Annotated in this window: 27 protein-coding genes; 14 read left to right on the plus strand and 13 right to left on the minus strand. The window is 70.3% G+C overall.

Annotated features, from left to right (window positions below; genetic code table 11):
- Positions 1-32: 32 nt before the first annotated feature.
- Both AC1DWP_RS08520 and AC1DWP_RS08525 read left to right on the plus strand, forming a co-directional pair.
- The gene (locus tag AC1DWP_RS08520) at positions 33-1,523 is read left to right on the plus strand and encodes a purine-cytosine permease family protein (RefSeq protein ID WP_477614031.1); all 1,491 of its coding nucleotides are present in this window, start codon (positions 33-35) and stop codon (positions 1,521-1,523) included.
- A complete protein-coding gene (locus AC1DWP_RS08525; protein WP_477614032.1) occupies positions 1,520-2,068 on the plus strand; it encodes a cysteine hydrolase family protein in 549 nt (182 codons plus the stop codon). The genes AC1DWP_RS08520 and AC1DWP_RS08525 overlap by 4 nt, the downstream gene beginning before the upstream one ends.
- Here AC1DWP_RS08525 and AC1DWP_RS08530 read toward each other — a convergent pair.
- From AC1DWP_RS08530 to purM, 5 genes are all read right to left on the minus strand, one after another.
- Entirely contained in the window at positions 2,065-2,568 is a 504-nt protein-coding gene (locus AC1DWP_RS08530; protein ID WP_477614033.1) for a hypothetical protein, read from the minus strand. The two genes, AC1DWP_RS08525 and AC1DWP_RS08530, sit on opposite strands and share 4 nt — an antisense overlap.
- A 19-nt stretch (positions 2,569-2,587) precedes the next feature.
- Positions 2,588-3,082, minus strand: a complete 495-nt coding sequence (locus AC1DWP_RS08535; RefSeq protein WP_477614034.1) for a hypothetical protein — start codon at positions 3,080-3,082, stop codon at positions 2,588-2,590.
- 95 nt (positions 3,083-3,177) lie between these two features.
- Positions 3,178-3,669: a hypothetical protein gene (locus AC1DWP_RS08540; RefSeq protein WP_477614035.1), complete on the minus strand. Its 492-nt coding sequence runs from the start codon at positions 3,667-3,669 to the stop codon at positions 3,178-3,180.
- Between the two features lie 72 nt (positions 3,670-3,741).
- The gene (locus AC1DWP_RS08545; protein WP_477614036.1) at positions 3,742-4,095 is read right to left on the minus strand and encodes a hypothetical protein; all 354 of its coding nucleotides are present in this window, start codon (positions 4,093-4,095) and stop codon (positions 3,742-3,744) included.
- Positions 4,096-4,144: 49 nt separating this feature from the next.
- Entirely contained in the window at positions 4,145-5,260 is a 1,116-nt protein-coding gene (purM, locus tag AC1DWP_RS08550) for a phosphoribosylformylglycinamidine cyclo-ligase (protein ID WP_477614037.1), read from the minus strand.
- Between the two features lie 99 nt (positions 5,261-5,359).
- Between purM and AC1DWP_RS08555 the strand changes: the two genes are divergently transcribed.
- Positions 5,360-6,229 (plus strand): hypothetical protein, encoded by an 870-nt coding sequence (locus AC1DWP_RS08555; RefSeq protein ID WP_477614038.1) that lies wholly within the window; start codon positions 5,360-5,362, stop codon positions 6,227-6,229.
- A gap of 197 nt (positions 6,230-6,426) precedes the next feature.
- On the opposite strand, the gene purF is transcribed toward AC1DWP_RS08555, so the two are convergent.
- A complete protein-coding gene (gene purF / locus AC1DWP_RS08560; protein ID WP_477614039.1) occupies positions 6,427-7,989 on the minus strand; it encodes an amidophosphoribosyltransferase in 1,563 nt (520 codons plus the stop codon).
- Positions 7,990-8,032: 43 nt separating this feature from the next.
- Positions 8,033-8,257: a hypothetical protein gene (locus AC1DWP_RS08565; RefSeq protein WP_477614040.1), complete on the minus strand. Its 225-nt coding sequence runs from the start codon at positions 8,255-8,257 to the stop codon at positions 8,033-8,035.
- Between the two features lie 133 nt (positions 8,258-8,390).
- Between AC1DWP_RS08565 and AC1DWP_RS08570 the strand changes: the two genes are divergently transcribed.
- The 4 genes from AC1DWP_RS08570 (at position 8,391) to AC1DWP_RS08585 (ending at position 12,216) form a co-directional block, all read left to right on the plus strand.
- Positions 8,391-9,968 (plus strand): molybdopterin-dependent oxidoreductase, encoded by a 1,578-nt coding sequence (locus tag AC1DWP_RS08570; RefSeq protein ID WP_477614041.1) that lies wholly within the window; start codon positions 8,391-8,393, stop codon positions 9,966-9,968.
- A 203-nt stretch (positions 9,969-10,171) separates the two neighbouring features.
- Positions 10,172-10,807 (plus strand): fasciclin domain-containing protein, encoded by a 636-nt coding sequence (locus tag AC1DWP_RS08575; RefSeq protein WP_477614042.1) that lies wholly within the window; start codon positions 10,172-10,174, stop codon positions 10,805-10,807.
- A gap of 24 nt (positions 10,808-10,831) precedes the next feature.
- The gene (gene sigK / locus AC1DWP_RS08580; RefSeq protein ID WP_477614043.1) at positions 10,832-11,428 is read left to right on the plus strand and encodes an ECF RNA polymerase sigma factor SigK; all 597 of its coding nucleotides are present in this window, start codon (positions 10,832-10,834) and stop codon (positions 11,426-11,428) included.
- Positions 11,425-12,216 carry an anti-sigma factor gene (locus AC1DWP_RS08585; RefSeq protein ID WP_477614044.1) on the plus strand — a complete coding sequence of 264 codons (792 nt, stop codon included), beginning with the start codon at positions 11,425-11,427 and terminating at the stop codon, positions 12,214-12,216. Before sigK ends, AC1DWP_RS08585 begins: the two co-directional genes overlap by 4 nt.
- 6 nt (positions 12,217-12,222) lie before the next feature.
- Here the strand turns inward: AC1DWP_RS08585 and AC1DWP_RS08590 are convergent, their stop codons facing one another.
- Entirely contained in the window at positions 12,223-13,086 is an 864-nt protein-coding gene (locus AC1DWP_RS08590) for an LLM class flavin-dependent oxidoreductase (protein WP_477614045.1), read from the minus strand.
- A 69-nt stretch (positions 13,087-13,155) separates the two neighbouring features.
- Between AC1DWP_RS08590 and AC1DWP_RS08595 the strand changes: the two genes are divergently transcribed.
- From AC1DWP_RS08595 to AC1DWP_RS08610, 4 genes are all read left to right on the plus strand, one after another.
- Positions 13,156-14,202, plus strand: a complete 1,047-nt coding sequence (locus tag AC1DWP_RS08595) for a zinc-dependent alcohol dehydrogenase family protein (RefSeq protein ID WP_477614046.1) — start codon at positions 13,156-13,158, stop codon at positions 14,200-14,202.
- Between the two features lie 14 nt (positions 14,203-14,216).
- Complete coding sequence (locus AC1DWP_RS08600) at positions 14,217-15,020, plus strand: spermidine synthase (RefSeq protein ID WP_477614047.1); 804 nt, start codon at positions 14,217-14,219, stop codon at positions 15,018-15,020.
- 81 nt (positions 15,021-15,101) lie between these two features.
- Complete coding sequence (locus tag AC1DWP_RS08605) at positions 15,102-16,136, plus strand: Gfo/Idh/MocA family protein (protein ID WP_477614048.1); 1,035 nt, start codon at positions 15,102-15,104, stop codon at positions 16,134-16,136.
- Between the two features lie 350 nt (positions 16,137-16,486).
- Complete coding sequence (locus AC1DWP_RS08610) at positions 16,487-16,732, plus strand: hypothetical protein (RefSeq protein ID WP_477614049.1); 246 nt, start codon at positions 16,487-16,489, stop codon at positions 16,730-16,732.
- 37 nt (positions 16,733-16,769) lie between these two features.
- Here the strand turns inward: AC1DWP_RS08610 and AC1DWP_RS08615 are convergent, their stop codons facing one another.
- The 5 genes from AC1DWP_RS08615 to purS form a co-directional block, all read right to left on the minus strand.
- Entirely contained in the window at positions 16,770-17,162 is a 393-nt protein-coding gene (locus AC1DWP_RS08615; RefSeq protein ID WP_477614050.1) for a VOC family protein, read from the minus strand.
- A gap of 4 nt (positions 17,163-17,166) precedes the next feature.
- Complete coding sequence (locus AC1DWP_RS08620; protein WP_477614051.1) at positions 17,167-17,565, minus strand: sterol carrier family protein; 399 nt, start codon at positions 17,563-17,565, stop codon at positions 17,167-17,169.
- A 194-nt stretch (positions 17,566-17,759) separates the two neighbouring features.
- A complete protein-coding gene (purL, locus tag AC1DWP_RS08625) occupies positions 17,760-20,060 on the minus strand; it encodes a phosphoribosylformylglycinamidine synthase subunit PurL (protein ID WP_477614052.1) in 2,301 nt (766 codons plus the stop codon).
- Positions 20,057-20,728, minus strand: a complete 672-nt coding sequence (purQ, locus tag AC1DWP_RS08630) for a phosphoribosylformylglycinamidine synthase subunit PurQ (protein ID WP_477614053.1) — start codon at positions 20,726-20,728, stop codon at positions 20,057-20,059. Before purQ ends, purL begins: the two co-directional genes overlap by 4 nt.
- Positions 20,725-20,982, minus strand: a complete 258-nt coding sequence (gene purS / locus AC1DWP_RS08635) for a phosphoribosylformylglycinamidine synthase subunit PurS (RefSeq protein WP_477614054.1) — start codon at positions 20,980-20,982, stop codon at positions 20,725-20,727. Before purS ends, purQ begins: the two co-directional genes overlap by 4 nt.
- Before the next feature lie 162 nt (positions 20,983-21,144).
- Between purS and AC1DWP_RS08640 the strand changes: the two genes are divergently transcribed.
- The 3 genes from AC1DWP_RS08640 to AC1DWP_RS08650 all read left to right on the plus strand — a co-directional run bounded on the left by AC1DWP_RS08640 (position 21,145) and on the right by AC1DWP_RS08650 (position 24,612).
- Entirely contained in the window at positions 21,145-21,564 is a 420-nt protein-coding gene (locus AC1DWP_RS08640) for a nitroreductase/quinone reductase family protein (protein WP_477614055.1), read from the plus strand.
- 54 nt (positions 21,565-21,618) lie between these two features.
- Complete coding sequence (locus AC1DWP_RS08645) at positions 21,619-24,273, plus strand: ATP-binding protein (protein ID WP_477614056.1); 2,655 nt, start codon at positions 21,619-21,621, stop codon at positions 24,271-24,273.
- Positions 24,274-24,360: 87 nt separating this feature from the next.
- Positions 24,361-24,612 carry a DUF4242 domain-containing protein gene (locus tag AC1DWP_RS08650; RefSeq protein WP_477614057.1) on the plus strand — a complete coding sequence of 84 codons (252 nt, stop codon included), beginning with the start codon at positions 24,361-24,363 and terminating at the stop codon, positions 24,610-24,612.
- Positions 24,613-24,648 lie beyond the last annotated feature (36 nt).

The raw sequence follows: 24,648 nt of genomic DNA on the forward strand, positions 1-24,648 counted from the left end.
GTTTGTGCTCGGGTGAGCACTACGCTCGCGTCATGAGCACTGACACGCGCGCTGAGACCCAGCGCCTTGGGGTGGAGACCACCGGGATCGAGATCATCGACGAGGCCGCTCGCACGGCCCGTCCGAAGGACCTCTTCTGGCCGTGGTTCGCGGCCAACGTCTCGGTCTTCGGGATCAGCTACGCCGGCTTCGTGCTGGGCTTCAAGATCTCGTTCTGGCAGGCCGTGCTGGTCACCGTCGTCGGCGTCGTCGTGTCGTTCCTGCTGTGCGGACTGATCGCGATCGCCGGCAAGCGTGGCTCGGCGCCGACCATGATCCTGTCGCGCTCGGCCTTCGGCGTGACCGGCCAGAAGGTGCCCGGGGTCATCTCCTGGCTGACCTCAATCGGGTGGGAGACCTTCCTGGCGATCCTGGCGACACTGGCCACGGCGACGATCTTCAAGCAGCTCGGCTGGGGCGGCGGCACCGGCACCAAGATCGTGGCGTGCGTCGTCGTCGCCGCCCTCATCGTGGCGGCGTCGGTGGCCGGCTACCACATCATCATGAAGATGCAGTCGTACCTCACGTGGATCACTGGCATCGCGACGGTCGTCTACATCGCCCTCACGGTCGACGACGTGGACATGTCAGCGGTCAACGCGCTGCCGAGCGGCTCCACCGGCGCCGTGGTCGGGGCCCTGGTCCTGGTCATGACCGGCTTCGGGCTCGGCTGGATCAACATCGCCGCCGACTGGTCGCGCTACCAGCGGCGGGACGCCTCGGGCGCCTCGATCGTGGCCTGGAACACCTTCGGCGGCGCGCTGGCACCGACCGTGCTGGTCATCTACGGGCTGCTGCTGGCGGGCTCCGACGAGAAGCTGCGAGACGGCATCCAGGCAGACCCGATCGGCACCCTCGCCACGATCCTTCCGACCTGGTTCCTGCTGCCCTTCCTCGTGGCCGCGATCCTCGCCCTGGTGAGCGGGGCGGTGCTGGGCATCTACTCGTCCGGCCTGACCCTGCTCTCGCTCGGCGTCCGGATCCCCCGGCCCCGCGCAGCGTTCATCGACGGCGTCATCCTCACGATCGGCACCATCTGGGTGGTCTTCTTCGCCGAAAGCTTCATCAACCCCTTCCAGTCGTTCCTCATCACGCTCGGTGTCCCGCTGGCGGCGTGGGCCGGGATCATGATCTCCGACCTCGTCCTGCGCAAGCGCGACTACGACGACGACGCCCTCTTCGACCCGCGCGGCCGCTACGGCACCTGGGACTGGACCTCGAGCGGCACCATGGTCGTCGCGACCGTGCTCGGCTGGGGCCTGGTCGTCAACAGCTTCGCTGGCGACGCGTCGTGGAACAACTGGCAGGGCTACCTGCTCGAGCCCCTCGGGCTGGGGAAGTTCGTCGACGACCCGGCCGGTCCCTACTGGGAGGGCAACTGGCCCTACGCCAACCTCGGGGTCCTGCTGGCGCTGGTGCTCTCCTTCGTGGTCACGCTGGTCCTGCGTCGCGGCACCGTCCGCCGCCAGGAGGCCGGCACGTGAGTCGTCGCCCCTGGTTCGTGGCGATCGACCTGCAACGTGTCTTCGGTGACCCGGCCAGCGCCTGGCGTGCTCCCCGGTATGCCGCGGCCGCGGCCAACGTCGTACGCCTCGCCACGGCCTTCGGTGACCGCACGGTCTTCACCCGGTTCGTCGCGCCGGCCGAGCCCGCCGGTGCCTGGGCGCGCTACTACGAGGAGTTCGCGTGGGCACTTCAGCCCGCGGACGACCCGTTGTACGAGCTGACCGACGACGTGGCCGCCCACGCGACCACGACCGTCGTCGCCACGACGTTCGGCAAGTGGACCCCCGACCTGCGAGCCGTGGTGGGCGAACAGCCGTCCCTGTTCGTGGCCGGCGTGGCGACGGACTGCTGCGTGGTGTCGACGGTGCTGGCCGCAGCCGATGCCGGGGCGACCGTCACCGTGGTGACCGACGCCTGCGCGGGGTCGACCGATGACAACCACCAGAAGGCCCTCGACGTGATGTCGCTCTACGCGCCGTTGGTGTCACTCGCGACGACGGCCGAGGTGTTGGCCCAGGCCTAGAAGCCTCCCCCGCCAACCCAGGGCGACACGACCATGGCGTGCCCGTAGGCCAGCGCCTGGGCCTCGGCCACCGCCGCATCGGTGCTGGTCGACTGCGAGTCGCCACCGTGGTCCACGCCCACATCGGTGGGCGCGGGATCGACGCCGTCCCACGCGGCATACCCGGCGAAGAGGCCGAAGGCGGCCTCGGCGTGGATGACCGCCTGGGCGAGCACCCGCAGCACCGACGGGTCGCAGGCGTCGAGGAAGCCCCGCGGGTTGCGGCGCTCGCCGATGCTGATCAGCCGGGCGATCGCAGCCGTGTCGCCGGGACCGAGCCGTTGGCCGGCCACCAACCCGTCCTGGACTGCCGTCAGGACGCGGCCCCGAACGTCCTGGCCGAGGTCGTCGAGCGCTTCGTGGTGAGCGGCTTGGAGTGCGTCCAGCGGCCCGGTGCGGAGCAGGAAGCGGTACTGCCGGACGATCTGGTCCTCCGGCGCACGGTCAGCGATGGTCCCCATGCCTCATGCTAGGCCGCAGTCAGGCGCCTTGGTGGGCACCTTCGGGAGCCAGCCCGGGCGCCGTTCTCCGCGCTGCTCGCGACGCTGCCTTCAGCGACGACCGGGTGAGCGCCTCGCGGACGTCGCCGTCCTGGCCGTCCCAGTCCTCGTGGCCCTCGAGCAGCGGGACTGCCGCCGACCTGGTGATGACCAGGTGGGCGAGCCGTGCGAGCGCCGCCTCGTTCAGGGCGGACAGGATGATCCCGGGTGTCCGCAGCTCGCCGACCGTGACGAGGTGGGCGATCCCGGCGATGTCGTCCACCGTGAGCTCCCGCCCGCTGAGCAGGCGATCCTGCGCGGTGCGCAGGACGTGGGCACGGTTCAGGACGTCGAGGGCAGCGATCGACTCGCGATGGAGGGCTTCCAGCTCCTCGAGGTGGGCCGTGCGGAGCACGTAGCGGTACTGACGGACCTCCGGACGCTCGACGGGGGCCGGAGGCTCGACCTGCCGCCGCTTGAACAGGGTCATGCTCACTCCACCGACGGTAGGCAGCCGCCATACAAAGGGGCTCACCCAGAATGCGTTTTCGGACTCCACCAGATGGGGGATCCCATGACCTCCGTTGGATCTCAGTGGCCGCCGAACGCGGTGTCCGGAGAGCTGGGCCCGCCCGCGAAGTCGCGGTAGAGCACATGTCCCATCAACGCGTCGTGCCACTGCTCGCCGAAGCCGCCGTCGACCCACTCACCCTCTTCGGTGAGCTCGGGCTCGGCCCCGTCCCACGCGGCATACCCGCCGAAGCGGCCGAACATGGCCTCGGCCACGATGACGCCCTCGGCCACCTCCAGCAGCACGCTGGGAAGACAGGAACGCAGGAACTCACCCGGGCGCCGGCGCTCGCCCAGGGTCACCAGGTGGGCGATGGGGCGGACGTCATCCGGCCGCAGGCGCAGCCCGGCCACCAGCCCGTCCTGCACGGCCCACAGGACCATCGCCCGGCGAGCCCGGGCCATGGCCGCCAGCACCTCCACGTGGGCCTCTTCGAGCGCGTCGAGCGGGGCGGTGCGCAGGAGGAAGCGGTACTGGCGTACCGCCTGGTCCTCGTGCTGTGGCGCCCACACAGCCCGACGGTAACCCCGCCGCCGTCACGGGCGGAAGCCGCTGAGTGACGGCTTCGGTGGGCCCGTGCGTGCTCAGACCGGTGCGAACCCGACCACGATCGCGAAGAGGGCCGCACCCGCCGCCACGCCCACCAGTCCCGCCGCCAGTCCGGCCAGCCAGCGGGGGGTCAGGCCGTCAGGCGCCCCCGCAAGGGTCCAGCCCCCACCGCCGGCCACGGCCAGGCACAACGCCATCGACGCGCCGGTCACCACCCAGAGGTCGGTGCCCGACGTCGGATCCGACGGAGCGTGGCCGAGGACGTCGAGTGCTGTGGACACGGCGCCCAACATGACCGTCAGCACCAGTCCGGCCGCCCCGATGGCGAGCGCGCCGACCCACCCGACCGCGAGGGACCAGGCCAAGGTGCTTCTCGAGCGGGTGCTCATGCCGCTCAGTGTTGTCGGCGAAGGGCGCCCACCGCATGGGGTCGGGTACTCAGCCCGCGGGATGGTCCCCGACGAGCTGGACTGCGCCGCCCTCGACGCCCTTGGCGCCGCGCACCACCTCATGGCCGTCGTCCGTGGGTGCGTCCTCGGCACCCGTCACCTCACCGATCGCCCAGGCCCGTATGCCGCGTACCTCGAGGAACCGGGTTGCGGCGTCGACCTGGTCGGCCGGGAGCATCGCCACGAAGCCGACGCCCATGTTGAGGGTGCGCTCGAGGTCGGCTCGGGGAACCTGGCCGAGGCCGCCGACCGTCGAGAACACCGCCGGCGGGGTCCAGGTGGAGCGGTCGAGTCGGGCGAAGACGGTGGGCGGCAGGACGCGGGCGAGGTTGGCCACCAGCCCACCACCGGTCACGTGCGACAGCGCATGCAGGTCGACGCCGTCCGTGCGGATCAGGTCCAGCAGGTCGGCGGAGTACACGCGGGTCGGGGTGAGCAGCTCCTCGCCCAGGGTCTGGCCGAACTCCTCGACCTGGCGGTCGAGCTGCCAGCCCGCGGCGCCAATCACCTTGCGCACCAACGAGTATCCGTTCGAGTGCAGACCACTCGACCCGAGCGCCAGGACCACATCGCCAGGTACGACGCGGTCGGGACCCAGCACCTCGGCGTACTCCACGACGCCTGTCGCGGCACCTGCCACGTCGTACTCGTCGGGCCGCAGCAGCCCGGGGTGCTCGGCGGTCTCGCCGCCCACGAGCGCGACCCTGGCCTGCTCGCACGCAGCGGCGATGCCGGACACGATGGCCGCGATCCGCTCGGGGACCACCTTGCCCGTGGCGATGTAGTCGGTCATGAACAACGGCTCTGCGCCGCACACGACGATGTCGTCGACGACCATGCCCACGAGGTCGAACCCGATGGTGTCGTGCTTGTCGAGCGCCTGGGCGATCGCGACCTTCGTGCCGACCCCGTCGGTGCTGGTCGCCAGGACCGGGTGGCTCATCCGCGCGATCGCCGTGGCGTCGAACAGGCCGGCGAAACCGCCCAGACCCCCCAGGACCTCGGGACGCGTCGCCCGGCGGACCGAAGCCTTCATGAGCTCTACGGCCTTGTCACCGGCCTCGACGTCGACACCGGCGGAGGCATAGGTGATCGGCTCGCTCACGTGCCCACCCTAGACCGGTACGAATGACTGAGCCGAGGCGGTCCGGGCGGCGGGATCCTGCTCAGGCAGGGACCGTTTCGTCAGGGAGGGGAATCTGCCATGTCCACGAGCTACCAGTTCGACCTGTTGCGCACCTACCGGTTCCTGCGGCTGGCCATGGTGCTGCTGGTCCTGGTCATCTTCATCTCGGTCGTGGGCCACATCTGGTCCACCGACACCATGCTCCAGTCCATCAGCGCGTCCTACTACACGCCGGTGCGGGCGGTCTTCGTCGCCGGGCTGTGCGCCATCGGGACCTGCCTCATCGTCTACCAGGGGAGCAGCGAGCTCGAGGACGTGCTGCTCAACGGGTCGGGCTTCTTCGCCTTCATCGTGGCGTTCGTGCCCACCCGTCCGGAGGAGAAGTGCGTGTCCTCGGCGATCGCTCCCGACGTGCGCGAGGCGATCTCCAACAACGTCGGGTCGCTGTTCATCGTCGCGGTGCTGGCGTTCGCCGTCGTCATGGGGATCCAGCTCTTCGCCACGCCTGAGGACGAGCGCGAGCTGTCCAAGGGCGTCGGGGTGGCGATCGGCCTGTCGGTGCTGGCCTTCGTCGGGCTGGTCGCCTTCTACCTGTTCAACCGGGGAGCGTTCATGTGCCACGGCCACGACACGGCGGCCATCCTGCTCTTCCTCGGCATCGTCGCCGTGGTCTTCGTGAATGCGCGTGGGCTGGCCCGCGAGCAGGCTCGCGAGGACCACCGTCCGGTGCGCGACCATTTCTGGAACCGCTACTTCTGGGGCTTCGTGCTGATGGTGGCCTCGATCGTCGTGATCGCCGTGACCGGTCCCTGGCTGGGGTGGCTGGACCACTGGGTGTTCTGGCTCGAGGCGGCCCTGATCGGCCAGTTCGCGACGTTCTGGTTGACCCAGACGATCGACCTGTGGCGCGAGCCCCGGCGCCAGGACACCCCCGTCGCCGGCGCCTGACCCTCTTCCCTTGGCCGACTTGTTGCGACCTGGTGGTCACCCAGCGGCGATTTCGGGGTCCCGTGACGACCTGCGCGCAACAAGTCGCGGCGCATGCCGACTTGTTGCGATCTGGTGGTCACTCAGCCGCGTTTTCGCGGTCCCGTGACGATCTGCGCGCAACACGTCGCGGCAGATCGACCCGGGGAGAGGGCGGGTCAGGGTCGGGTGAGGGCGTCTGCTGCGCCGCCGGGCACTCCGAGCGAGACACCGTCGACGTCGACCCCGCCCACGCCCTCGACGTCGATCGGCAGCGTCTCGAAGAGGTTCTTGCCGAGCCGGCTCGCGTCGGGGAGCTCCAGCGGGTAGGTCCCGGTGAAGCAGGCGGTGCAGAGCTGGTTGCCGGGCTGCTCGGTGGCGGCGATCATGCCTTCCTCCGAGATGTAGCCCAGGGAGTCGGCACCGATGGAGGTGCAGACCTCCTCGACCCCGATGCCGGTGGCGATCAGCTCGGCCCGCGTCGCGAAGTCGATGCCGTAGAAGCAGGGCCAGCGCACCGGCGGCGACGAGATGCGCACGTGCACCTCGGCGGCCCCCGCCTCGCGGAGCATCCGCACCAGCGCCCGCTGGGTGTTGCCGCGCACGATCGAGTCGTCGACCACGACGAGTCGCTTGCCCTTGATGACCTCGCGGAGCGGGTTGAGCTTGAGCCGGATGCCGAGCTGACGGATCGTCTGCGAGGGGGCGATGAAGGTGCGGCCGACGTAGGAGTTCTTCACCAACCCCTGGCCGTAGGGGATGCCGGACTCCTGGGCATAGCCGATCGCGGCGGGCGTGCCCGACTCGGGCGTCGGCATCACGAGGTCGGCCTCGACCGGGTGCTCGCGGGCCAGGGTGCGTCCCATCTCGACCCGCGACTCGTGGACCCCCCGGCCGTTGATGGTGGTGTCGGGGCGAGCGAGGTAGACGTACTCGAAGACGCAGCCCTTGCGGTCGGTCTCGGCGAACCGCTGGGAACGCAGGCCGTCCTCGTCGATGATGAGGAGCTCGCCCGGCTCGACCTCACGGATCAGCGAGGCACCGACGATGTCCAACGCTGCGGTCTCCGACGCCACCACCCAGCCGCGCTCGAGGCGACCGAGTACCAGCGGGCGGATCCCCTGGGGGTCGCGCGCGGCATACAAGGTGTGCTCGTCCATGAAGACGAAGCAGAAGGCGCCGCGCAGCTTGGGCAGCAGGTCCAGCGCCGCGGCCTCGAGCGAGCGGTCGGGGTCGTCAGCCAGCAGCGCCGTGACGAGCGCCGTGTCGGTGGTGTTGCCGCGCACCAGCTCGCCACCACCGGTGCCGTAGCCCTCGGCGCGGCGGTCCGCCACCAGCTCGCGCAGCTCGGCGGAGTTGATGAGGTTGCCGTTGTGGGCCAGGGCCACCGTGGACTCGGCGTGCCCGCCGAGGGTCGGCTGGGCGTTCTCCCACGTCGAGCCGCCGGTCGTGGAGTAGCGGCAGTGACCCACGGCCAGGTGCCCGCGCAGCGACGCGAGCGACCGTTCGTCGAAGACCTGGGAGACCAGGCCCATGTCCTTGTAGACCAGGATCGAGCGCCCGTCGGAGGTGGCGATGCCTGCCGACTCCTGCCCACGGTGCTGCAGGGCGTAGAGCCCGTAGTAGGTCAGCTTGGCGACGTCCTCGCCGGGAGCCCAGACGCCGAAGACCCCGCAGGCGTCCTGCGGGCCCTTCTCGCCGGGAAGCAGATCGTGCGAGAGCTGTCCGTCGCCGCGTGCCACGTGGCTCAGTCTCCCACAGGGACGAGCGGCATTGCCCCAGCCGTCATCCGCGCCGGTCCAGCAGCACAGCGATGACTGCGGCCAGGAGCCCGAAGACGCACGCGCCCACGATGCCGAGGAACAGCACCGCGCTCGTCACGCTGTAGTCGTGGCCGTAGGTCGCGGTGTCGTCGCTGAGGTAGGCCACGGCCGAGCCCGCGACGAAGCCGAGGATGACGCCCGTCGAGATGAACGCGACGAAGTTGGGGTATCGGCGGGTCGGTGGCACGTGCTCACGCTACCCGCGACGCACCCGGACGCCTCGCCCAGGGACCCATCCGCAGGAGAGGCGAGTACGAATAGCACTTATGGAACACATCGCAAGGTCACCCGGCACCCGGAGCCAAAGCCTCAGGTATGCCGTGAGCGGCGTCCTCGCGGCCGCCGCCGGGATGGCGGTGGGTCACCTTGTGGCGGCGTTCGTCAACCCCTCGGCCTCACCCGTGCTTGCCGTCGGTTCGACGGTCATCGACGCCACCCCGACACCGGTCAAGGAGTGGGCGGTCCGGAACTTCGGCACGGCCGACAAGCCGGTGCTGCTCGGCAGCGTCACCCTCGTCGTCGTCATCGCCGCCGCGCTGATCGGCCTGGTGTCGCGCACCAAGCCGAGCCTGGCCAACGTCCTCGTGGTCGCTCTCGCCATGCTCGCCGGTCTGGCCGCCTGGTTCCGTCCGGCCTCCGCACCGTTCGACATCGTGCCCGCCCTCGTGACGGCCGCCGTCGGAGTGGCGACCCTCACCGGCCTGCGCGCGCTGATCCCCAACCTGCCCACCCCCGGTGCGGTCACGACCGCCAAGGGGACGCCCGACAAGGGGACGGCCGACAGGGTGACGCCCGAGTCGCCGCTGGACCACACGGCATACGCAAAGGGGGCGGAGGGCGCGCCCGCCCGCCGCAACTTCCTCATCGGTGCCGCCGGGGTCACGGTCGGCGCCGCGGCGCTCGGCGCCCTGGGCCAGAAGTTGGCGGCCCCCGCGAGCCTGCCGTCCTCGGTCACCCTCCCCACGCCGCAGAACTCGCTGCCGGCGCTGCCCACCGGCATCGAGGGCAAGGTCAAGGGCGTCAGCGCATTCAGCACGCCGATCGACCAGTTCTACCGCGTCGACACCGCGCTGGTGATCCCGCGCATCGACATCGACAACTGGGTGCTGGAGATCGACGGCAAGGTCGACAACAAGCTCTCGATCACGTTCGCCGAACTGCTCAAGATGCCGATGGTCGAGAAGGACATCACCCTCAACTGCGTCAGCAACGAGGTGGGCGGCCCCTACATCTCCTCCACCCGCTGGCTGGGTGTGCGCGTCCGTGACCTGCTCGAACGGGCCGGCGTGCAGGACGGCGTCGACCAGATCCTCAGCGAGTCCACCGACGGCATGACGATCTCGACGCCGATCGAGGCGCTGACCGACGACCGCGACGCCCTGATCGCCGTCGCGATGAACGGTCAGCCGCTGCCTGCCCGCCACGGGTTCCCCGCGCGGATGGTCACCCCCGGCCTCTACGGGTTCGTGGGCGCCACCAAGTGGCTCACCAAGCTCACTGCGACGACGTATGCGGCGGAGAAGGCCTACTGGACCAAGCGCGACTGGGCGATCGACGGCACCGTGAAGACCCAGGCGCGGATCGACACCCCCGCCGGGCTCGCCACCTACAAGCCCGGCAAGGTCGCCATCGGTGGTGTCGCCTGGGCGCAGCTCCGTGGCATCAAGGAGGTCGAGGTACGCGTCGACAAGGGTCCGTGGCAGAAGGCCACCCTCGGCCCGGACGGCGGCACCGACTACTGGCGTCAGTGGTTCTGGGTGTGGGACGCCACGACGGGCCGGCACGACCTGACGGTGCGCGCGACCGACGGGACCGGCCAGGTGCAGACCGAGAAGCGGGCCGACCCGTTCCCGGGTGGCGCGTCCGGCTGGCACTCGATCGTCGTCCTCATCTCCTGACCCTGCAGACTCTTCCTGCACGTCTGGCCACTGGTGCCCGATGGTCGCGCTCTGAGCGCCCACCATCGGGAACCAGTGGCCAGATGTCGTTGCGCTCGGGCCACGGAAACCCTTGTGCCAGAAAGGTTTCAATGCGACCAATCCACCTGTTGGGCAGGTCCGAATACCGGGTGTCAGACAGTCCACAACAAGGAGCCACCATCATGCGACTCGCACGCCGCAGCACCATTGCTGCCCTCAGCCTCGCCCTTCCGCTCAGCCTCGCTGCCTGTGGGAACTCCGGTTCCGACACGGCGGCCTCCAGCACCTCGTCCATGCCGAGCTCCAGCTCCTCGTCCAGCTCCTCGAGCACGTCCGAGGACATGACGGCCAAGCCGTTCGGTGCTGGTTGCTCCGCGGTTCCCGCGGACGGCAAGGGCTCGTTCTCCGGCATGGCCACTGACCCGGTCGCGACCGCCGCGAGCAACAACCCCGTGCTGTCGACCCTCGTCACCGCGGTGACCGAGGCCGGCCTCGGCGAGACCCTGAACTCGGCCAAGGACATCACCGTCTTCGCTCCGAGCAACGACGCCTTCGCTGCTGTGCCGAAGGCCACGATGGATGCCGCGATGAAGGACCCGAAGGGTCTGCTCACCAAGGTGCTCACCAACCACGTCGTGCCCGGCAAGCTCACCCCGGAGATGCTCGCCGGCGAGCACAAGACCCTCGGCGGCGGCACCATCAAGGTGACCGGCTCCGGTGAGTCGTTCAAGGTCGGCGAGGCGAACGTAATCTGCGGCAACGTGCAGACCGCGAACGCCACCGTCTACATCATCGACGGCGTTCTCCTCCCCGGCTGAGCTGAATCAGCGATGATGGTGTCCATGGCAGCAACCACCCCGGGTCCCGAACCGACCTGGGGAGGTGCTGCCGTGGGCACCGACCTCGCCGGGCTGTTGCGGGCCAGCGCCCTCGGTGACGAGGCAGCCTTCGCCCGCCTGTACGACGCAGTGTCCGCCCGGATCTACGGGTTGGTCCTCCGCGTGGTGCGGGACCCGGCGCAGTCGCAGGAAGTCGCCCAGGAAGCCTTGCTGGACATCTGGCGCACCAGCGCCCGGTTCGACCCCGCGCGGGGCAGCGCGGTGAGCTGGATGCTCACCATCGCGCACCGCAAGGCGGTCGACCGGGTGCGGTCCGCGCAGGCGTCCACCGACCGTGAGGACACCTACGGCTCACGGAACCAGGAACGCAGCTTCGACGAGACCGCCGAGACGGTCGACCGTCGCCTGGACGCCCAACGAGTGCGCAACGCCCTGGACTCGCTCACCGAGACCCAGCGCAGCGCGGTCGAGCTCGCCTACCTCGGTGGCTACACGCACACCGAGGTGGCCTCCCTCCTGGGGGTGCCCCTCGGCACCGCCAAGACCCGAATACGTGACGGACTTATCCGCCTGAGAGACACCATGGGGGTGCAGTCATGAGTGCCGACATCCACGGACTGGTCGGCGCCTATGCAGTCGACGCCATCGACGAGCAGGAGCGCAGCGCTTTCGAGCTGCACCTCGCCGAGTGCCCAGAGTGCCAGGCGGAGGTGGCCTCCCTGCAGGAGGCTGCGACCCAGCTTTCCCTGATGACAGAGACCGCCCCTCCTTCCTCGATGCGTGACTCCGTCCTGGCGGGCATCAAGATGGTCCGCCCGCTCCCCCCTCTCGAGGCGCAGTCCGGTGGCCCAGTCGCCTCTGGGCCCGTTGGCGGATCCTCGCCCGCTGACGCGCCGACCCCGACTGACTCCAACGTGGTCCAGTTCCGCCCGCGGCGCCGGGTGACCGCCTGGCTCGCCAGTGCGGCCGCAGCTGCCGTGCTCCTCGTCGGCGGAATCGCGTGGAGCCCGTGGGACGACAACTCCAACGGACGCGGCACCGTCAGCGCCACCGAGCAGGTGCTCGAGGCCAAGGACGCCCAGCGCTACGAGAAGGTCATCGGTGGCGCGAAGGCGACCATCGTCCGCAGCGCCTCCCTCGGCAAGGCCGTCATCATCGCCGACCACATGCCGGCTGCGCCCGACGGCAAGGACTTCCAGGTCTGGCTGGACCAGCCCAACCGGGGCATGGTCAGTGCCGGCGTCATGCCCCACGGATCGGCCGACACCGTCACGGTGCTCCTGAGCGGCGATGCCGCAACGGCCACCGGCGCCGGCATCACGATGGAGCCGGCCGGCGGCTCGACCGCGCCGACGACCGAACCACTCGCACTGTTCGCGTTCTCGTAACCAGGCCTACCTCAGACCGGGCAGCAGGCCGGCGACCTCCGCCAGCACCGACTCGGTGCCGGCGTAGACGCCGTTCGGCCGTGGCCAGTGCGTCACGACGTCGCTGAACCCGAGCTCACCTGCCCGTCCCACCTGGTCGGTGAAGAGCTCGACGCTCTCGAGCGAGAAGCGCGGTGCACCGTCGAGGGAGAGGTACCGGTCGAGCGGGACCTGGCGTGCGGCAGCACCTTCGACGTCGTCGAGCTTCGCGCTGAGCTCGGCGATCCCGGCCCACCACTCGTCCAGGGTCTCGCCACCCTTGCCGTAGGTCACCCACCCCTGGCCGTGGGCGGCGGCGAGCCGCAGCGACCGCGGGCCGTTGGCGGCGATGACGAAGGGCACTCGAGGCTGCTGGACCGAACCGGGCAGCGTGCGCGCGTCGACGGTCCGGTAGCTGGTGCCGTCGTGCGACACGTGGTCCTCACGGAACAGTCGGTCCAGCACCTCGACGAACTCGTGGAACCGGTCGACCCGCTCCCTCAGGGGCCGCTCCTCGCCGAGGATCGCCGCATCGAGGTCACCACCCGTTCCCAGGCCACAGATCAGCCGACCGTTCGAGATGTCTTCCAGCGCAAGCAGATCCCGGAGGAAGACATAGGGGTGACGGTAGTTCGGAGAGCTCACGAAGGTTCCCAGCCGGATCGTCGACGTCGCCATCGCAGCGGCCGTCAACGTCGGCAGGGCGCCGAACCACGGCGAGTCCTGGAGCCCCGCCCAGACCAGGTGGTCGTAGGTCCACGCGTGGTCGAAGCCGTACTCCTCGGCGCGCCGCCACAGGGGCTCGGCCTCGGACCAGCGGTGCTCCGGGAGGATGGTGATGCCAAAGCGCATGCAGCGAGGGTATGCCGCGTGGTCACCACGCGGCATACCGACGCCTTGGACCGTGGCAGGCTGGCAACCATGAAGGCCACCATCCTGAACGCGCCCCGCGACATCCGTGTCGAAGACGTCCCCGACCCCGGCATCGCCAAGCCCACCGATGCGCTGGTGCGGGTCACCGCGGCGTGCGTGTGCGGCAGCGACCTGTGGCCGTACCGCGGGATCAACGCGGTCACCGAGCCGACCCGCATCGGCCACGAGTTCGTCGGCATCGTCGAGGAGGTCGGCAGCGACGTCCGCAGCGTGCGGGCGGGTGACTTCGTCATCGCGCCCTTCATGTACTCCGACAACACGTGTCCGCACTGCCGGGTCGGAATCCAGTCGCGCTGCGACCACGGCGGCTTCTGGGGCGGTCCCGACCGCGACGGAATCATGGCCGACGGCGGCCAGGGCGAGTACGTCCGCGTCCCGCTCGCCGACGGCACCCTCGTCGCCACGCGAGAGGTACCCGGCGACGACCTCGTGCCGAGCCTGCTCGCCCTGTCGGACGTGATGGGCACTGGCTGGCACGCCGCCGTCGCGGCCCAGGTGCAGGAGGGTGACACCGTCGTGGTCGTCGGTGACGGCGCGGTCGGCCTGAGCGGTGTCCTCGCCGCCGGACGGATGGGCGCCGAGCGCATCATCGCGATGTCCCGCCACGAGTCCCGCCAGCGGATGGCACGCGAGTTCGGCGCCACCGACGTGGTCGAGGTCCGCGGCGACGAGGCCGTCGCTGCGGTCAAGGAGCTGACCGACGGGGTGGGCGCGGACGCCGTGCTGGAGTGCGTCGGCACCAACGAGTCGATGTCGACGGCGATCGCTGCCGCGCGGCCCGGGGCGACGGTGGGCTACGTGGGCGTGCCGCACGGGATCGAGTACCCCGTGCGGGACATGTTCGCGCGCAACGTCGGGATCGCCGGCGGGATCGCGCCGGCTCGCCAGTACCTCCCGCAGTTGCGGGACGACGTGCTCTCCGGGGCGATCAACCCCGGGCTGGTCTTCGACCTCGAGGTCCCGCTCTCCGAGGTCGGCGAGGCCTATGCCGCCATGGACGAGCGTCGTGCCGTCAAGTCGCTGATCCGTCCCTGACCCGACCCGACCTGATGCAGGAGTTCCGCTTCGAGGTCGACGAACACGGCGGGAGCACCGTCCTCGTCGACGGCTACCCGCAGTCCTACGTCAGCCTTACCGATCCGGAGCTCCTCGTCTTCGGCTACGTCCAGCACCTGGCCGCGGTGATCGACTCCCTGCCCGACGGTCCGGTGGCGGTGACGCACGTCGGGGGCGCTGCGATGACCTTGCCGCGCTACGTCCACCACACTCGGCCGGGGTCGCCGCAGGTCGTCCTCGAACCCGATGCGGCGCTCACCGAGGAGGTGCGTCGCGAGCTGCCGCTGCCGCGCGGGCACCGCATCCGCGTGCGTCCGCAGCGCGGTCGAGAGGGAGTGGCCGCCCTGAAGGACTCGAGTGCCGACGCGATCGTCGTCGACGCGTATGCCGACAGCCAGGTGCCGGCCGACCTCACCAGCGTGGAGTGGTTCGCCGACGTGGCGAGGGTGCTGCGGCCCGGTGGTGTGCTGGTGATGAACACCGCCGACGAGCCGGACCATCGGCACGTGGCGCGCGTCCACGCCGGCCTCGCGCGCCACCTCCCGCACACGGCCGCCATCGCTCAGGTCGACATCTGGAAACGGCGCCGCTTCGGCAACCTCGTGCTGGTCGGCTCCCGTCAGCCACTGGCGATGGGCTCGATCGTCCGCAGCGTCGCCAAGGGCGCGTTCCCCAGCACCGTGCGCGACGGAGCCGCGCTCAGCCGGGCCCTGGGTTCGGGTCGACCGTTCACCGACGCCGATGCGGCGCCGACTCCTTCACCACCGACCCCTCCCGATGCCTGGCGGATCCGCTGAGCCGTCGCGTTCGTCGCGACCCCCCGTGACACCTGATGGATGCCGAGTGCGCGGTCACCGGACAGGACCGATGATGGGTCGGTGCCCTCCCTGACGCTGCCTCCTCCCCGCACCCCGGATCCGCGTGACGCGCCGACGCTCCGCTGGGGGATCCTCGCGCCTGGCGGCATCGCGCGTTCGTTCGCCAGCGCGCTGCAGGCCCGCACGGGACAACACCTCCAGGCTGTCGCGTCACGGAGCCTGCCGCGCGCGCAGGACTTCGCGGCCGACTTCGGCATCGACACGGCGCACGGGTCCTATGCGGACCTGGTCTCCGACCCGGACGTGGACGTCGTCTACGTCGCCTCACCGCACTCGGAGCACCGCACCCAGGCCTTGCTCGCCACCGGTGCCGGCAAGCCCGTGCTCGTCGAGAAGGCCTTCGCCCGCAATGCCACCGAGGCCCGTGACATCGTCGAGTCCGCCGGCGCCGCAGGCGTTTTCGCCATGGAGGCGATGTGGACCCGGTTCCTCCCCCACGTCGACGTCGTGCGTCGCTGTCTCGAGGACGGGCTGCTCGGTGAGATCCACACCGTGCACGCAGACCACGGACAGGCGCTGTATCCCGACGGTCCGCAACGACTGGCCGACCCTGCCCTCGCCGGCGGAGCCCTGCTCGACCTGGGGATCTATCCGGTGTCGTTCGCCCACTTCGTCCTCGGCGACTTCGTCGACGTGACTGCGACCGGGGTGCTCACGGACACCGGCGTCGACGCGCAGGCCGCCATCGGCGTCACGAGCGGCAGCGGGGCGATGGGTGTCCTCGGCACGACGATGGCGACCAGGACCCCGACGGTGGCAGCCGTCTGCGGCACTGAGGCGCGCCTCGAGATCAGCGGCCCGTTCTACGCGCCCAGCGCCGTCGTTCGGCTCGTGGCCAACGACGGCACCGAGCTCGACCGCTACGTCAACGAGGACACCGAGCACGGGCTGCACTTCGAGGCTGTCGAGGTGGCGCGCCGGGTCACGGGGGGCGAGGTGGAGTCACCTCTCATGCCGCACGCCGAGACCCTGCGGATCATGGACGCCCTGGACGACATACGGGCCCAGGTCGGGGTGCGCTACCCGGGCGAGTGAAGCCCGCGTCCACGAAGGCGACGTGTTGCCGCCTCGTGGTCACCGGAGCTGCGATTCGGGGTCCGGTGACGATCTGCGCGCAACAGGTCGCCACACCATCGGACTTGTTGCCGCCTCGTGGTCACTGGACCCCCAATTCGGGGTTCGGTGACGATCCGCGCGCAACAAGTCGCGGAGCTCCGGCGGGAAACTGCGTTCGGCGGCGGTGCGGTGGGTCGCCCTGACACCATGCATCAGTGGGGACTGGACCAGGGGCGAGAATGGGCCGAAAGACGGGTTGGGGCGGGTGCGCCCAGGTCGTGGGCGTCGTCATGGCCACGACTCTCGCGTCAGGGTGCACTCCGGAGGGAATGACGATCGAGAACGACACCGATCAGCGTCTTCAGATCCTGCTGACGGCCGACAGCAATGTGCTGGTCGCGGATCTCCTGCCCCACGACAGGCGCAACGTCCGCATCGAGCACGGGGACGCCGGCTGCACTCCTGATGCCGGGTTCTCGGCCTATCCAGCCAAGGGCCCGGACGAAATCACCCGGAGTCCTGCCATCGCCACCCTGGGGCGCGCGTGCCTAGGCGACACCTGGACGATCCGATAGCTCTGGCAGGACGGACTCTGCCAGGGAGACCAACTCGCTAGAAGGTCTCGCCCCGGCGCCACTGCATCTCCTGCAGCTCGAAGGAGTTGCCGTCGGGGTCGGCGAACTCCGCCCCCTTCACCCCACCGCCGAAGTCGTGGACCTCGCTGACCTCGACACCGCGGCGGACGAGGTCGGCCCGCGCCTCATCGATGTCCTGGACGACCAGGTGCAGTCCCCTGATGCTGCCCGGCTCTCCGCGATAGACGTCCAGCCCCGTCCCGAAGCCGATCGAGCAACCAGAGCCCGCTGCGGTCACCTGCACGATCCGGACACCCTCGGCGGGCTGCACGTCGACGTCCTTGATGAAGCCGAGCTTGCCGACGTAGAACTCGATGGCCCGCTCCACGTCCGCCACTGGCACGGGGACGAGCTCCAGCTTCATCTGCATGGGATCAGATCTCCTTCGGCTGTTCGGGTGCGCCAGACCATTCCACCAGGGGCAGGTATGCCGCGAGGTCGGCGCGGTGGCCGCTCACCCGGAGGGTGCCCGCCTCCCAGGCGCCGTCCCAGCTGAGCGCGCCGGTCGCGACCGCCAGCCAGGTCTGCGCATCCGTCTCGACGACGTTGGGCGGGGTGCCGCGGGTGTGGGTGGTCCCGGCAATGCACTGCACCGCCCCGAAGGGTGGCACCCGCACCTCGACGCTTCGACCGGGCGCCACGACCGACAGCTCCTCCAGCGTGTAGCGCACCGCCGTCGCCAGGTCCGCCCGGGACGTCGACTCCGCCCCCGCCTGCCACGCGGCCACGGCGGCGCGGCCGTCGATGACGGGAACTCGGCGGCGCGGCGGCATACCGGCATCGTCGCACGAGGCGCCCGGGCGTCCGCGGTTGCGTGGAAATGGCCGTTCGGCGGGCGAAGATGAGTACTTCTACCCATCGACGCTGTCAGACCACGGACGTACTGTTCCTTGCGGGGACACCCAGGGGAACGAACGGCCCGGACGCGTTGGGGGACGCGACCGGGCCGCTCGCGCGCCCCGAAGGGTCAGCCGCCGAAGACCGCTCGCAACGTTCCGGTGTGGGCCTCCCGCAGGTCGGCGAGGCTCACCTCGAAATTGCCCTGCACGTCGAGGCCGTCGGTCTCGTCGTCGACGACCCCGATCCGGGCGTGCACCTGCCCACGGGCGGTGCACATGTCGGTGAAGCGCACCTCTTCCGAGCGCGGCACCGAGACGATCACCCGGGCGGTGGACTCGCTGAAGAGCGCGGTGAAGGGGTCGATTCCGTCGCTCTCGCACACCGCGTCGAGCCAGATCCTGGCCCCGACGCCGTAGCGCATGGTCGCCTCGGCGAGCGCGATCGCCAGGCCACCGTCGGACAGGTCGTGGGCGGCGTCGACCAGGCCGTCGCGGCTGGCGTTGACCAGGATCTCGCCCAGGAGCTGCTCGGCCCCGAGGTCCACCGCGGGCGGGAGGCCACCCAGGTGGCCGTGCACGACGTGGGCCCACTCGCCGCCGGCCAGCTCGTTGCGGGTGCTGCCGAGCAGGTAGATGACCTGGCCGGGCGTCTTCCAGCCCGACGGGGTCCGCCGCGACACGTCGTCCATGACACCGAGCACGCCGATCACCGGCGTCGGGTGGATCGCCACGTCACCGGTCTGGTTGTAGAAGGAGACGTTGCCGCCGGTGACCGGGATGCCCAGGGTCTTGCAGCCCTCGGCGATGCCCTTGACGGCTTCGCGGAACTGCCACATCACGCCCGGGTCCTCGGGCGAGCCGAAGTTGAGGCAGTCGGTCACCGCCAGCGGGGTGGCGCCCGCCGTCGCGACGTTGCGGTAGGACTCAGCCAGCGCCAGCTGGGCTCCGACGTAGGGGTCGAGCTTGGCGAACCTGCCGTTGCAGTCGGTCGAGACGGCGACACCGCGACCGGTCTCCTCGTCGACACGGACGACACCCGCGTCGTCGGGCATCGCGAGCGCCGTGTTGCCGAGCACGTAGCGGTCGTACTGGTCGGTGACCCACGACTTGTCGCAGAGGTTCGGGGAGGCAAGCAGCGTGAGCAGGTCGGACTTGAGCCCGAGGCCGTCGACGGGGCGACCCAGGGTGTCGGTGCCGTTGGCCTGGAGGTCATCCAGGTATGCCGGCCGCTCCAGCGGGCGGTGGTAGGTCGGCCCTTCGTGGGCGACCGACCGCGGCGGCACGTCGACGATGACCTCGCCGTGCCAGGTGATGACGAGGTGCTCGCCGTCGGTGACCTCGCCGAGGACCGTGGCCTCGACGTCCCAGCGGTCCGTGATCGCCATGAACTCGTCGAGGTGCTCGGGTGCCACGACCGCCATCATGCGTTCCTGGCTCTCCGACATGAGGATCTCCTCAGGTCGCAGCGACGCGTCGCGCAGCGGCACGCGGTCGAGCTCGATCTGCATGCCACCGTCACCGTTGGACGCGAGCTCACTGGTGGCACAGGACAGTCCTGCGCCACCCAGGTCCTGGATGCCGTCGACGACGTGCGCGGCATAGAGGTCGAGGCAGCACTCGATGAGCACCTTCTCGGCGAACGGGTCGCCGACCTGCACCGCGGGGCGCTTGGTCGGGCCGCCCTCGTCGAACGTCTCGGAGGCGAGGACCGAGACCCCGCCGATGCCGTCGCCACCGGTCTTGGCACCGAACAGGATCACCTTGTTGCCGACGCCGGAGGCCTTGGCGAGGTGGATGTCCTCGATGCGCATGGCGCCGACGCACAACGCGTTGACGAGCGGGTTGCCCTGGTAGCAGTCGTCGAACACGACCTCGCCACCGATGTTGGGCAGGCCGATGCAGTTGCCGTAGCCGCCGACCCCCGCGACGACGCCGGGGAGCACCCGCTGGGTGTCGGGATGGTTGAGGTTGCCGAACCGCAGCGGGTCCATGATCGCGATCGGGCGGGCACCCATCGACATGATGTCGCGGATGATGCCACCGACCCCGGTGGCCGCACCCTGGTAGGGCTCGACGTAGGACGGGTGGTTGTGCGACTCGACCTTGAAGGTCACCGCCCAGCCGTCGCCGATGTCGACGACGCCGGCGTTCTCGCCGATGCCGACGAGGAGCTTCTCGCGCATCTCGTCGGTGGTGTTCTCACCCCAGAGGGAGAAGTGCACCTTGGACGACTTGTAGGAGCAGTGCTCGCTCCACATCACCGAGTACATCGCGAGCTCAGCGCTGGTGGGACGACGGCCGACGATCTCGCGGATGCTGGCGTACTCGTCCTCCTTGAGGCCGAGCTCTGCCCACGGCTGCTCGACCTCGGGGGTGTCGGCTGCGTGCGAGACGGTGTCGAGCGTGGGCTTGTGGGTCTGGACGGTCATGCGCTGGCCATTGCCTTCAGGACGGAGGTGAAGAACGGGAGCCCGTCGGTCGAGGGGCCGTAGCCCTCCTCGACGGCGTGCTCGGGGTGGGGCATGAGGCCCACGATGTTGCCGCGGTCGTTGGTGATGCCCGCGATCTTGCGGTACGAGCCGTTGGGGTTGTCACCGGCATACCGGAAGACGACGCGGCCCTCGCCCTCGAGCCGGTCGAGGGTGGCCTCGTCGGCGACGAAACCGCCCTCGCCGTTCTTGAGGACGATCGTGATCTCCTGGCCGGCCTCGAAGTCCGAGGTCCAGGCTGTCTGGTTGTTCTCGACGACGAGGCGCTGGTCGACGCAGTTGAACTTGCGGTGGTCGTTGCGGATCAGCGCGCCCGGCAGCAGGTGCGACTCGCACAGGACCTGGAACCCGTTGCAGATCCCGATCACCGGCAGCCCGCCCTGCGCGGCCGGGATGAGCGCGTCCATGACGGGCGCGAAGCGGGCGATCGCCCCGCACCGCAGATAGTCGCCGTAGGAGAACCCGCCGGGCAGCACGACCGCGTCGACACCCTTGAGGTCGGCGTCGCCGTGCCAGAGGGTGATCGCCTCGGCACCGACGGCGCGCACGGCGCGGGCTGCGTCGCGGTCGTCGAGCGACCCCGGGAACGTGACGACCCCGACCTTCACTGGTCGGGGTCCTCGGCACGGACGCTGACGACGTCCTCGATCACGGGGTTGGACAGCAGCTTCTCAGCTGCCTCCGCGGCGGCCGCGAGGTGCTCGTCGGTGACCTCGCCGTCCACGGTGAGGACGAACCGCTTGCCCTGCCTCACGTCCGTGAACTGTTCGAAGCCGAGCCGGGGAAGAGCCCCGTTCACGGCTTGACCCTGGGGGTCGAGGATCTCTGGCTTCAGCATGACGTCAATGACGACGTGGCCCATTCGGGGGTCTCCTGGGTTGAGCACGGTGGCGCGGGGAAGGAAGCGACCGCAGTCTATCCGCGCCACGGCAGTGGGTATGCCGCACGGTCACCTCCCGGACGACAGGTCGGCGGTCCGCCCGGGACCCTTTTCACGCGCCCGGGCGAGCGGGACACTCGGATCATGTCGATGGCCCGTTGGTCGACCCTCATCGGCGCGTGGATGTACCGCCGGCTGAACGGTCGCGCCATGGGCGGGACCAAGGATGCCCCGGTGGTCATGCTGACCACGCCGGGCCGCCGCACCGGAGAGCCGCATTCGACCTGCGTGAGGGCGATTCCGAGGCCCGAGGGCTACTTGGTGTGGGGCAGCGCTTCCGGCAGCCCAAGGGACCCCGACTGGTTCAGGAACCTGCGGGTGGCGGGCGAGACGGACCTGCAGGTGCTTGCCGAACGCATGCGCGCATCGGCTCGCGAGCTGCACGGCGAAGAGCGCGACCAGGCCTGGAACGACGTCATCCTGGCCAGGCTCCCAGGAGTCGCGAAGTACGCCCGGAAGGCGGGGCGGACCATCCCCGTGGCCGTGCTCACGCCCGCGGGCTGAACTCCGCACAATGGAGGATGTCGTCCCGACGGCTTCTCCGACACACTTCGAGGCGTGGAGCTGCTCGAACGAGCCACTTTCCTGGAGACCTTGGGCGAGTATGCCGATGAGGCGGCTCGCGGGCACGGCCGCCTCGTCCTGGTCGCCGGCGAGGCCGGCATCGGCAAGACCGCGCTGCTCGACACCTTCGCGGCGCAGCGGCCCGACCTGAGATGGCTGCGTGGGGCGTGCGACGGTGGTTTCACCCCTCGTCCGCTGGGCCCCTTGTTCGAGATCGCGACGGCGGACGGCGACGGCCTGCTCGACCAGTTCCGCACGGGAGCCGACCGGAACACCCTCTTCGCCACGTCGCTGGAGCGGCTCGGAGCGGCAGGCCGACCGACCGCGGTGGTTGTCGAGGACGTGCACTGGGCCGACGAAGCGACCCTCGACTGGCTGACCTACCTGGCGCGACGGCTCACGAGCATGCCGACGATGGTGCTGCTGACCTATCGCGACGAGGAGGTCGGCGCCGACAGTCCGCTGCGCAGTGCGCTGGCATCCCTGGCCACGCAGCGGCCGACAAGGCGGATGACCCTCCCGCCGCTGACACCCGCAGCGGTTGCCGAGCTCGCGCGGTCGCAGGGCCGTGCGGACGCGGCTGCCATCTACCGGCTGAGCAGTGGCAACCCGTTCTACGTCGAGGAGCTCCTCAGCAACCCCAGCGACCACGTCCCGTCCTCCGTGAGCGACGTGGTCGCTGCCCGCACGGCACAGCTCACCGACGACGCGCGGCAGCTCGTGTGGGCGGCCGCCATCATCGGGCAGCCGGCCTCGGCCGCGACCATCGCCGGAGTGTCCGGACGCGAGCCCGCCCACCTCGACGAGTGCCTGGCCTCCGGTGGACTGGTACCGGCGGGCGGGCCGGGCGACCCCGTTCGGTTGTTCGCCTTCAGGCACGAGCTGGCTCGGCTCGCCGTCGAGACCAACGTCCCCGCCTACCGCGCCACCCAGCTGCACGCCGCGGCATACCGATGGTTTGCGGACCCCACGAAGAACCGGGACCCTGACCACGCGCGCCTCGCCCACCACGCGGATGCCGCCGGCCTGGTCGACGAGGCCTTCGCCGAGTCGACCGCGGCTGCTCGGGAGGCAGCCGCCCTGTCGTCCACCACCGAGGCTGTCGCGCAGTTCACTCGGGCCCTTCGGTATGCCGGGTCGGCCACTGACACCGAACGTGCGGAGCTGCACGAAGGCCTGGCTCACGCCCTCTCGCTCATGGACCGGTGGGAGGAGTCGCTGCCGCCACGCGAGCTGGCCGTCGCGTTCGCCCGCGCCAGCGGCGACCTGGAGCAGCTGTGCCGCAACCTGCGCGCCCTCGCCATCACGCGGTGGCGGCTCTGCGACGGCAACGGCCATGCCGAGCTCGTCGAGCAGATCTTCTCGATGATGCGCGACGCCCCACTGTCGACGGAGAAGGTGATGGCCTACGGCTACAAGGCCGGCCTGCTGTCGGACACGGGTCGCGCCGACGAAGGGATGGCCATGGCCGAGCAGTGCCTTGCCATGGCACAGGAGCTCGGGTCGGACGAGATGTATGCCTCGACCCTCCAGAACCTCGGGTGGGACCGGATCAACCACGGCCTCGACGGGTGGGGCCAGATGGAGAAGGCGCTGGTCCTCGCCCGTGACGGTGGCTTCCAGCGGGACGCGGCCCGGGGTTACGCCAACCTCTACCAGGCGGCCGTCGACCACCTCCGTGTCGCCGAGTACGAGTGGGTCTACGAGGAGGGGGCGGCCTACAACCAGGACTGCGAGATGCCGACGTTCTGGTGGTGCCTGCTCGGGTCGAGGGTCACGGCCCTGGTGCGGATGGGCCGCCTGACGGAGGCCGTCGCCCTGTGCACGAGCATGCTGGCCGAGCAGATCTCCCCGGTGAACCGGTTGCACGTCCTGATCGGCATGGGGCCCGCCCTCGCCCGGCTCGGTGACCCCCGGGCCACGACCCGACTCGCCGAGTGCAGAGAGCTGGCCGACGCGAACGGCGAGCCCTACTGGCGGGCCTTCGCCGCCGTCGCCGTGCTCCAGCAAGCGTGGCTGTCCGGAGGCCCGGTCGGCGACGAGGCCTGGGTGCTCGACGTGTGGAAGGGAAGCGAGCACGAGGGGCCCTGGCCCCGGGCAGAGCTCGCCCTCTGGCTGGGGCGCACCGGGTTGCTCGAGGCAGCGCCCGCCGACGCGCCCGACCCCTATGCGGCCGAGTTCGCGGGAGACCCCCGACGCGCGGCCGCAACCTGGCAGGAGCTCGGGTGCCCCTACGAGGCGGCGGCAGCGCTGATGGCCTCCGATGACGAGGACGACCTGCGCCGGGGGCTCGACCTGTTCACCTCGATCGGGTCGACGCCGGGCGCCACCCTGGCACGGCGACGGCTGAAGGAGGCCGGGGCGCGCGGCATACCCCGAGGGCCGCGGGCCGCGGCGACGGCTCACCCGCACGGGCTCACGGGTCGCGAGCAGCAGGTGCTCGCCCTCGTCGGTGAGGGGCTCTCGAACCGCGAGGTGAGCGCCCGCCTGTTCATCTCCGAACGCACGGTCGACCACCACGTGGCGTCCGTCCTCGCCAAGCTCGGCGCGGCGTCGCGCACCGAGGCCGTGGCCAGGGCACGTGCGAACGGGGCCGGCACTGCCGCATCACCCACGACGGAAATGGGCACCGTCGCCCCCGCAATCTAGGCACCGGTCACCGATGAGGAGCGGCCCCGCCGACTCCTACCTTTCGGGGAGAGGGACCACCGGGGTCCCGGACGAAAGGCGAGAACGATGCCACTGTTCATGGACGTGCACACGATCGACGGCGGGGTGGCCATCGGCGACGTCGCCCAGGCCCACATGGCCGACCTGCAGGAGCAGTCGAGCCACGACGTGCAGTACCTGCGCTACTGGGTCGACGAGTCGCAGGGCAAGATCTTCTGCCTCGTCGACGCGCCCGACGCCGAGGCTGCCAACACCGTCCACCGCGAAGCGCACGGCCTGGTGGCCGACGAGATCTACGCGGTGCAGGAAGGCTCCTGAGGACGCGGCGCTGGCCTGAGGGCGGCCGGTAGGCCG

The sequence above is a fragment of the Pedococcus sp. P2_F6 genome (genome assembly GCF_056403675.1).

Coding starts and splice junctions, on each gene's coding strand:
- AC1DWP_RS08520 (WP_477614031.1), top strand. CDS start 33: ATGAGCACTGACACGCGCGCTGAGACCCAGCGCCTTGGGGTGGAGACC.
- AC1DWP_RS08530 (WP_477614033.1), bottom strand. CDS start 2,568: ATGGGGACCATCGCTGACCGTGCGCCGGAGGACCAGATCGTCCGGCAG.
- AC1DWP_RS08545 (WP_477614036.1), bottom strand. CDS start 4,095: ATGAGCACCCGCTCGAGAAGCACCTTGGCCTGGTCCCTCGCGGTCGGG.
- AC1DWP_RS08555 (WP_477614038.1), top strand. CDS start 5,360: ATGTCCACGAGCTACCAGTTCGACCTGTTGCGCACCTACCGGTTCCTG.
- AC1DWP_RS08575 (WP_477614042.1), top strand. CDS start 10,172: ATGCGACTCGCACGCCGCAGCACCATTGCTGCCCTCAGCCTCGCCCTT.
- sigK (WP_477614043.1), top strand. CDS start 10,832: ATGGCAGCAACCACCCCGGGTCCCGAACCGACCTGGGGAGGTGCTGCC.
- AC1DWP_RS08585 (WP_477614044.1), top strand. CDS start 11,425: ATGAGTGCCGACATCCACGGACTGGTCGGCGCCTATGCAGTCGACGCC.
- AC1DWP_RS08590 (WP_477614045.1), bottom strand. CDS start 13,086: ATGCGCTTTGGCATCACCATCCTCCCGGAGCACCGCTGGTCCGAGGCC.
- AC1DWP_RS08595 (WP_477614046.1), top strand. CDS start 13,156: ATGAAGGCCACCATCCTGAACGCGCCCCGCGACATCCGTGTCGAAGAC.
- AC1DWP_RS08600 (WP_477614047.1), top strand. CDS start 14,217: ATGCAGGAGTTCCGCTTCGAGGTCGACGAACACGGCGGGAGCACCGTC.
- AC1DWP_RS08610 (WP_477614049.1), top strand. CDS start 16,487: ATGACGATCGAGAACGACACCGATCAGCGTCTTCAGATCCTGCTGACG.
- AC1DWP_RS08615 (WP_477614050.1), bottom strand. CDS start 17,162: ATGCAGATGAAGCTGGAGCTCGTCCCCGTGCCAGTGGCGGACGTGGAG.
- AC1DWP_RS08620 (WP_477614051.1), bottom strand. CDS start 17,565: ATGCCGCCGCGCCGCCGAGTTCCCGTCATCGACGGCCGCGCCGCCGTG.
- purL (WP_477614052.1), bottom strand. CDS start 20,060: ATGACCGTCCAGACCCACAAGCCCACGCTCGACACCGTCTCGCACGCA.
- purS (WP_477614054.1), bottom strand. CDS start 20,982: ATGGGCCACGTCGTCATTGACGTCATGCTGAAGCCAGAGATCCTCGAC.
- AC1DWP_RS08640 (WP_477614055.1), top strand. CDS start 21,145: ATGTCGATGGCCCGTTGGTCGACCCTCATCGGCGCGTGGATGTACCGC.
- AC1DWP_RS08650 (WP_477614057.1), top strand. CDS start 24,361: ATGCCACTGTTCATGGACGTGCACACGATCGACGGCGGGGTGGCCATC.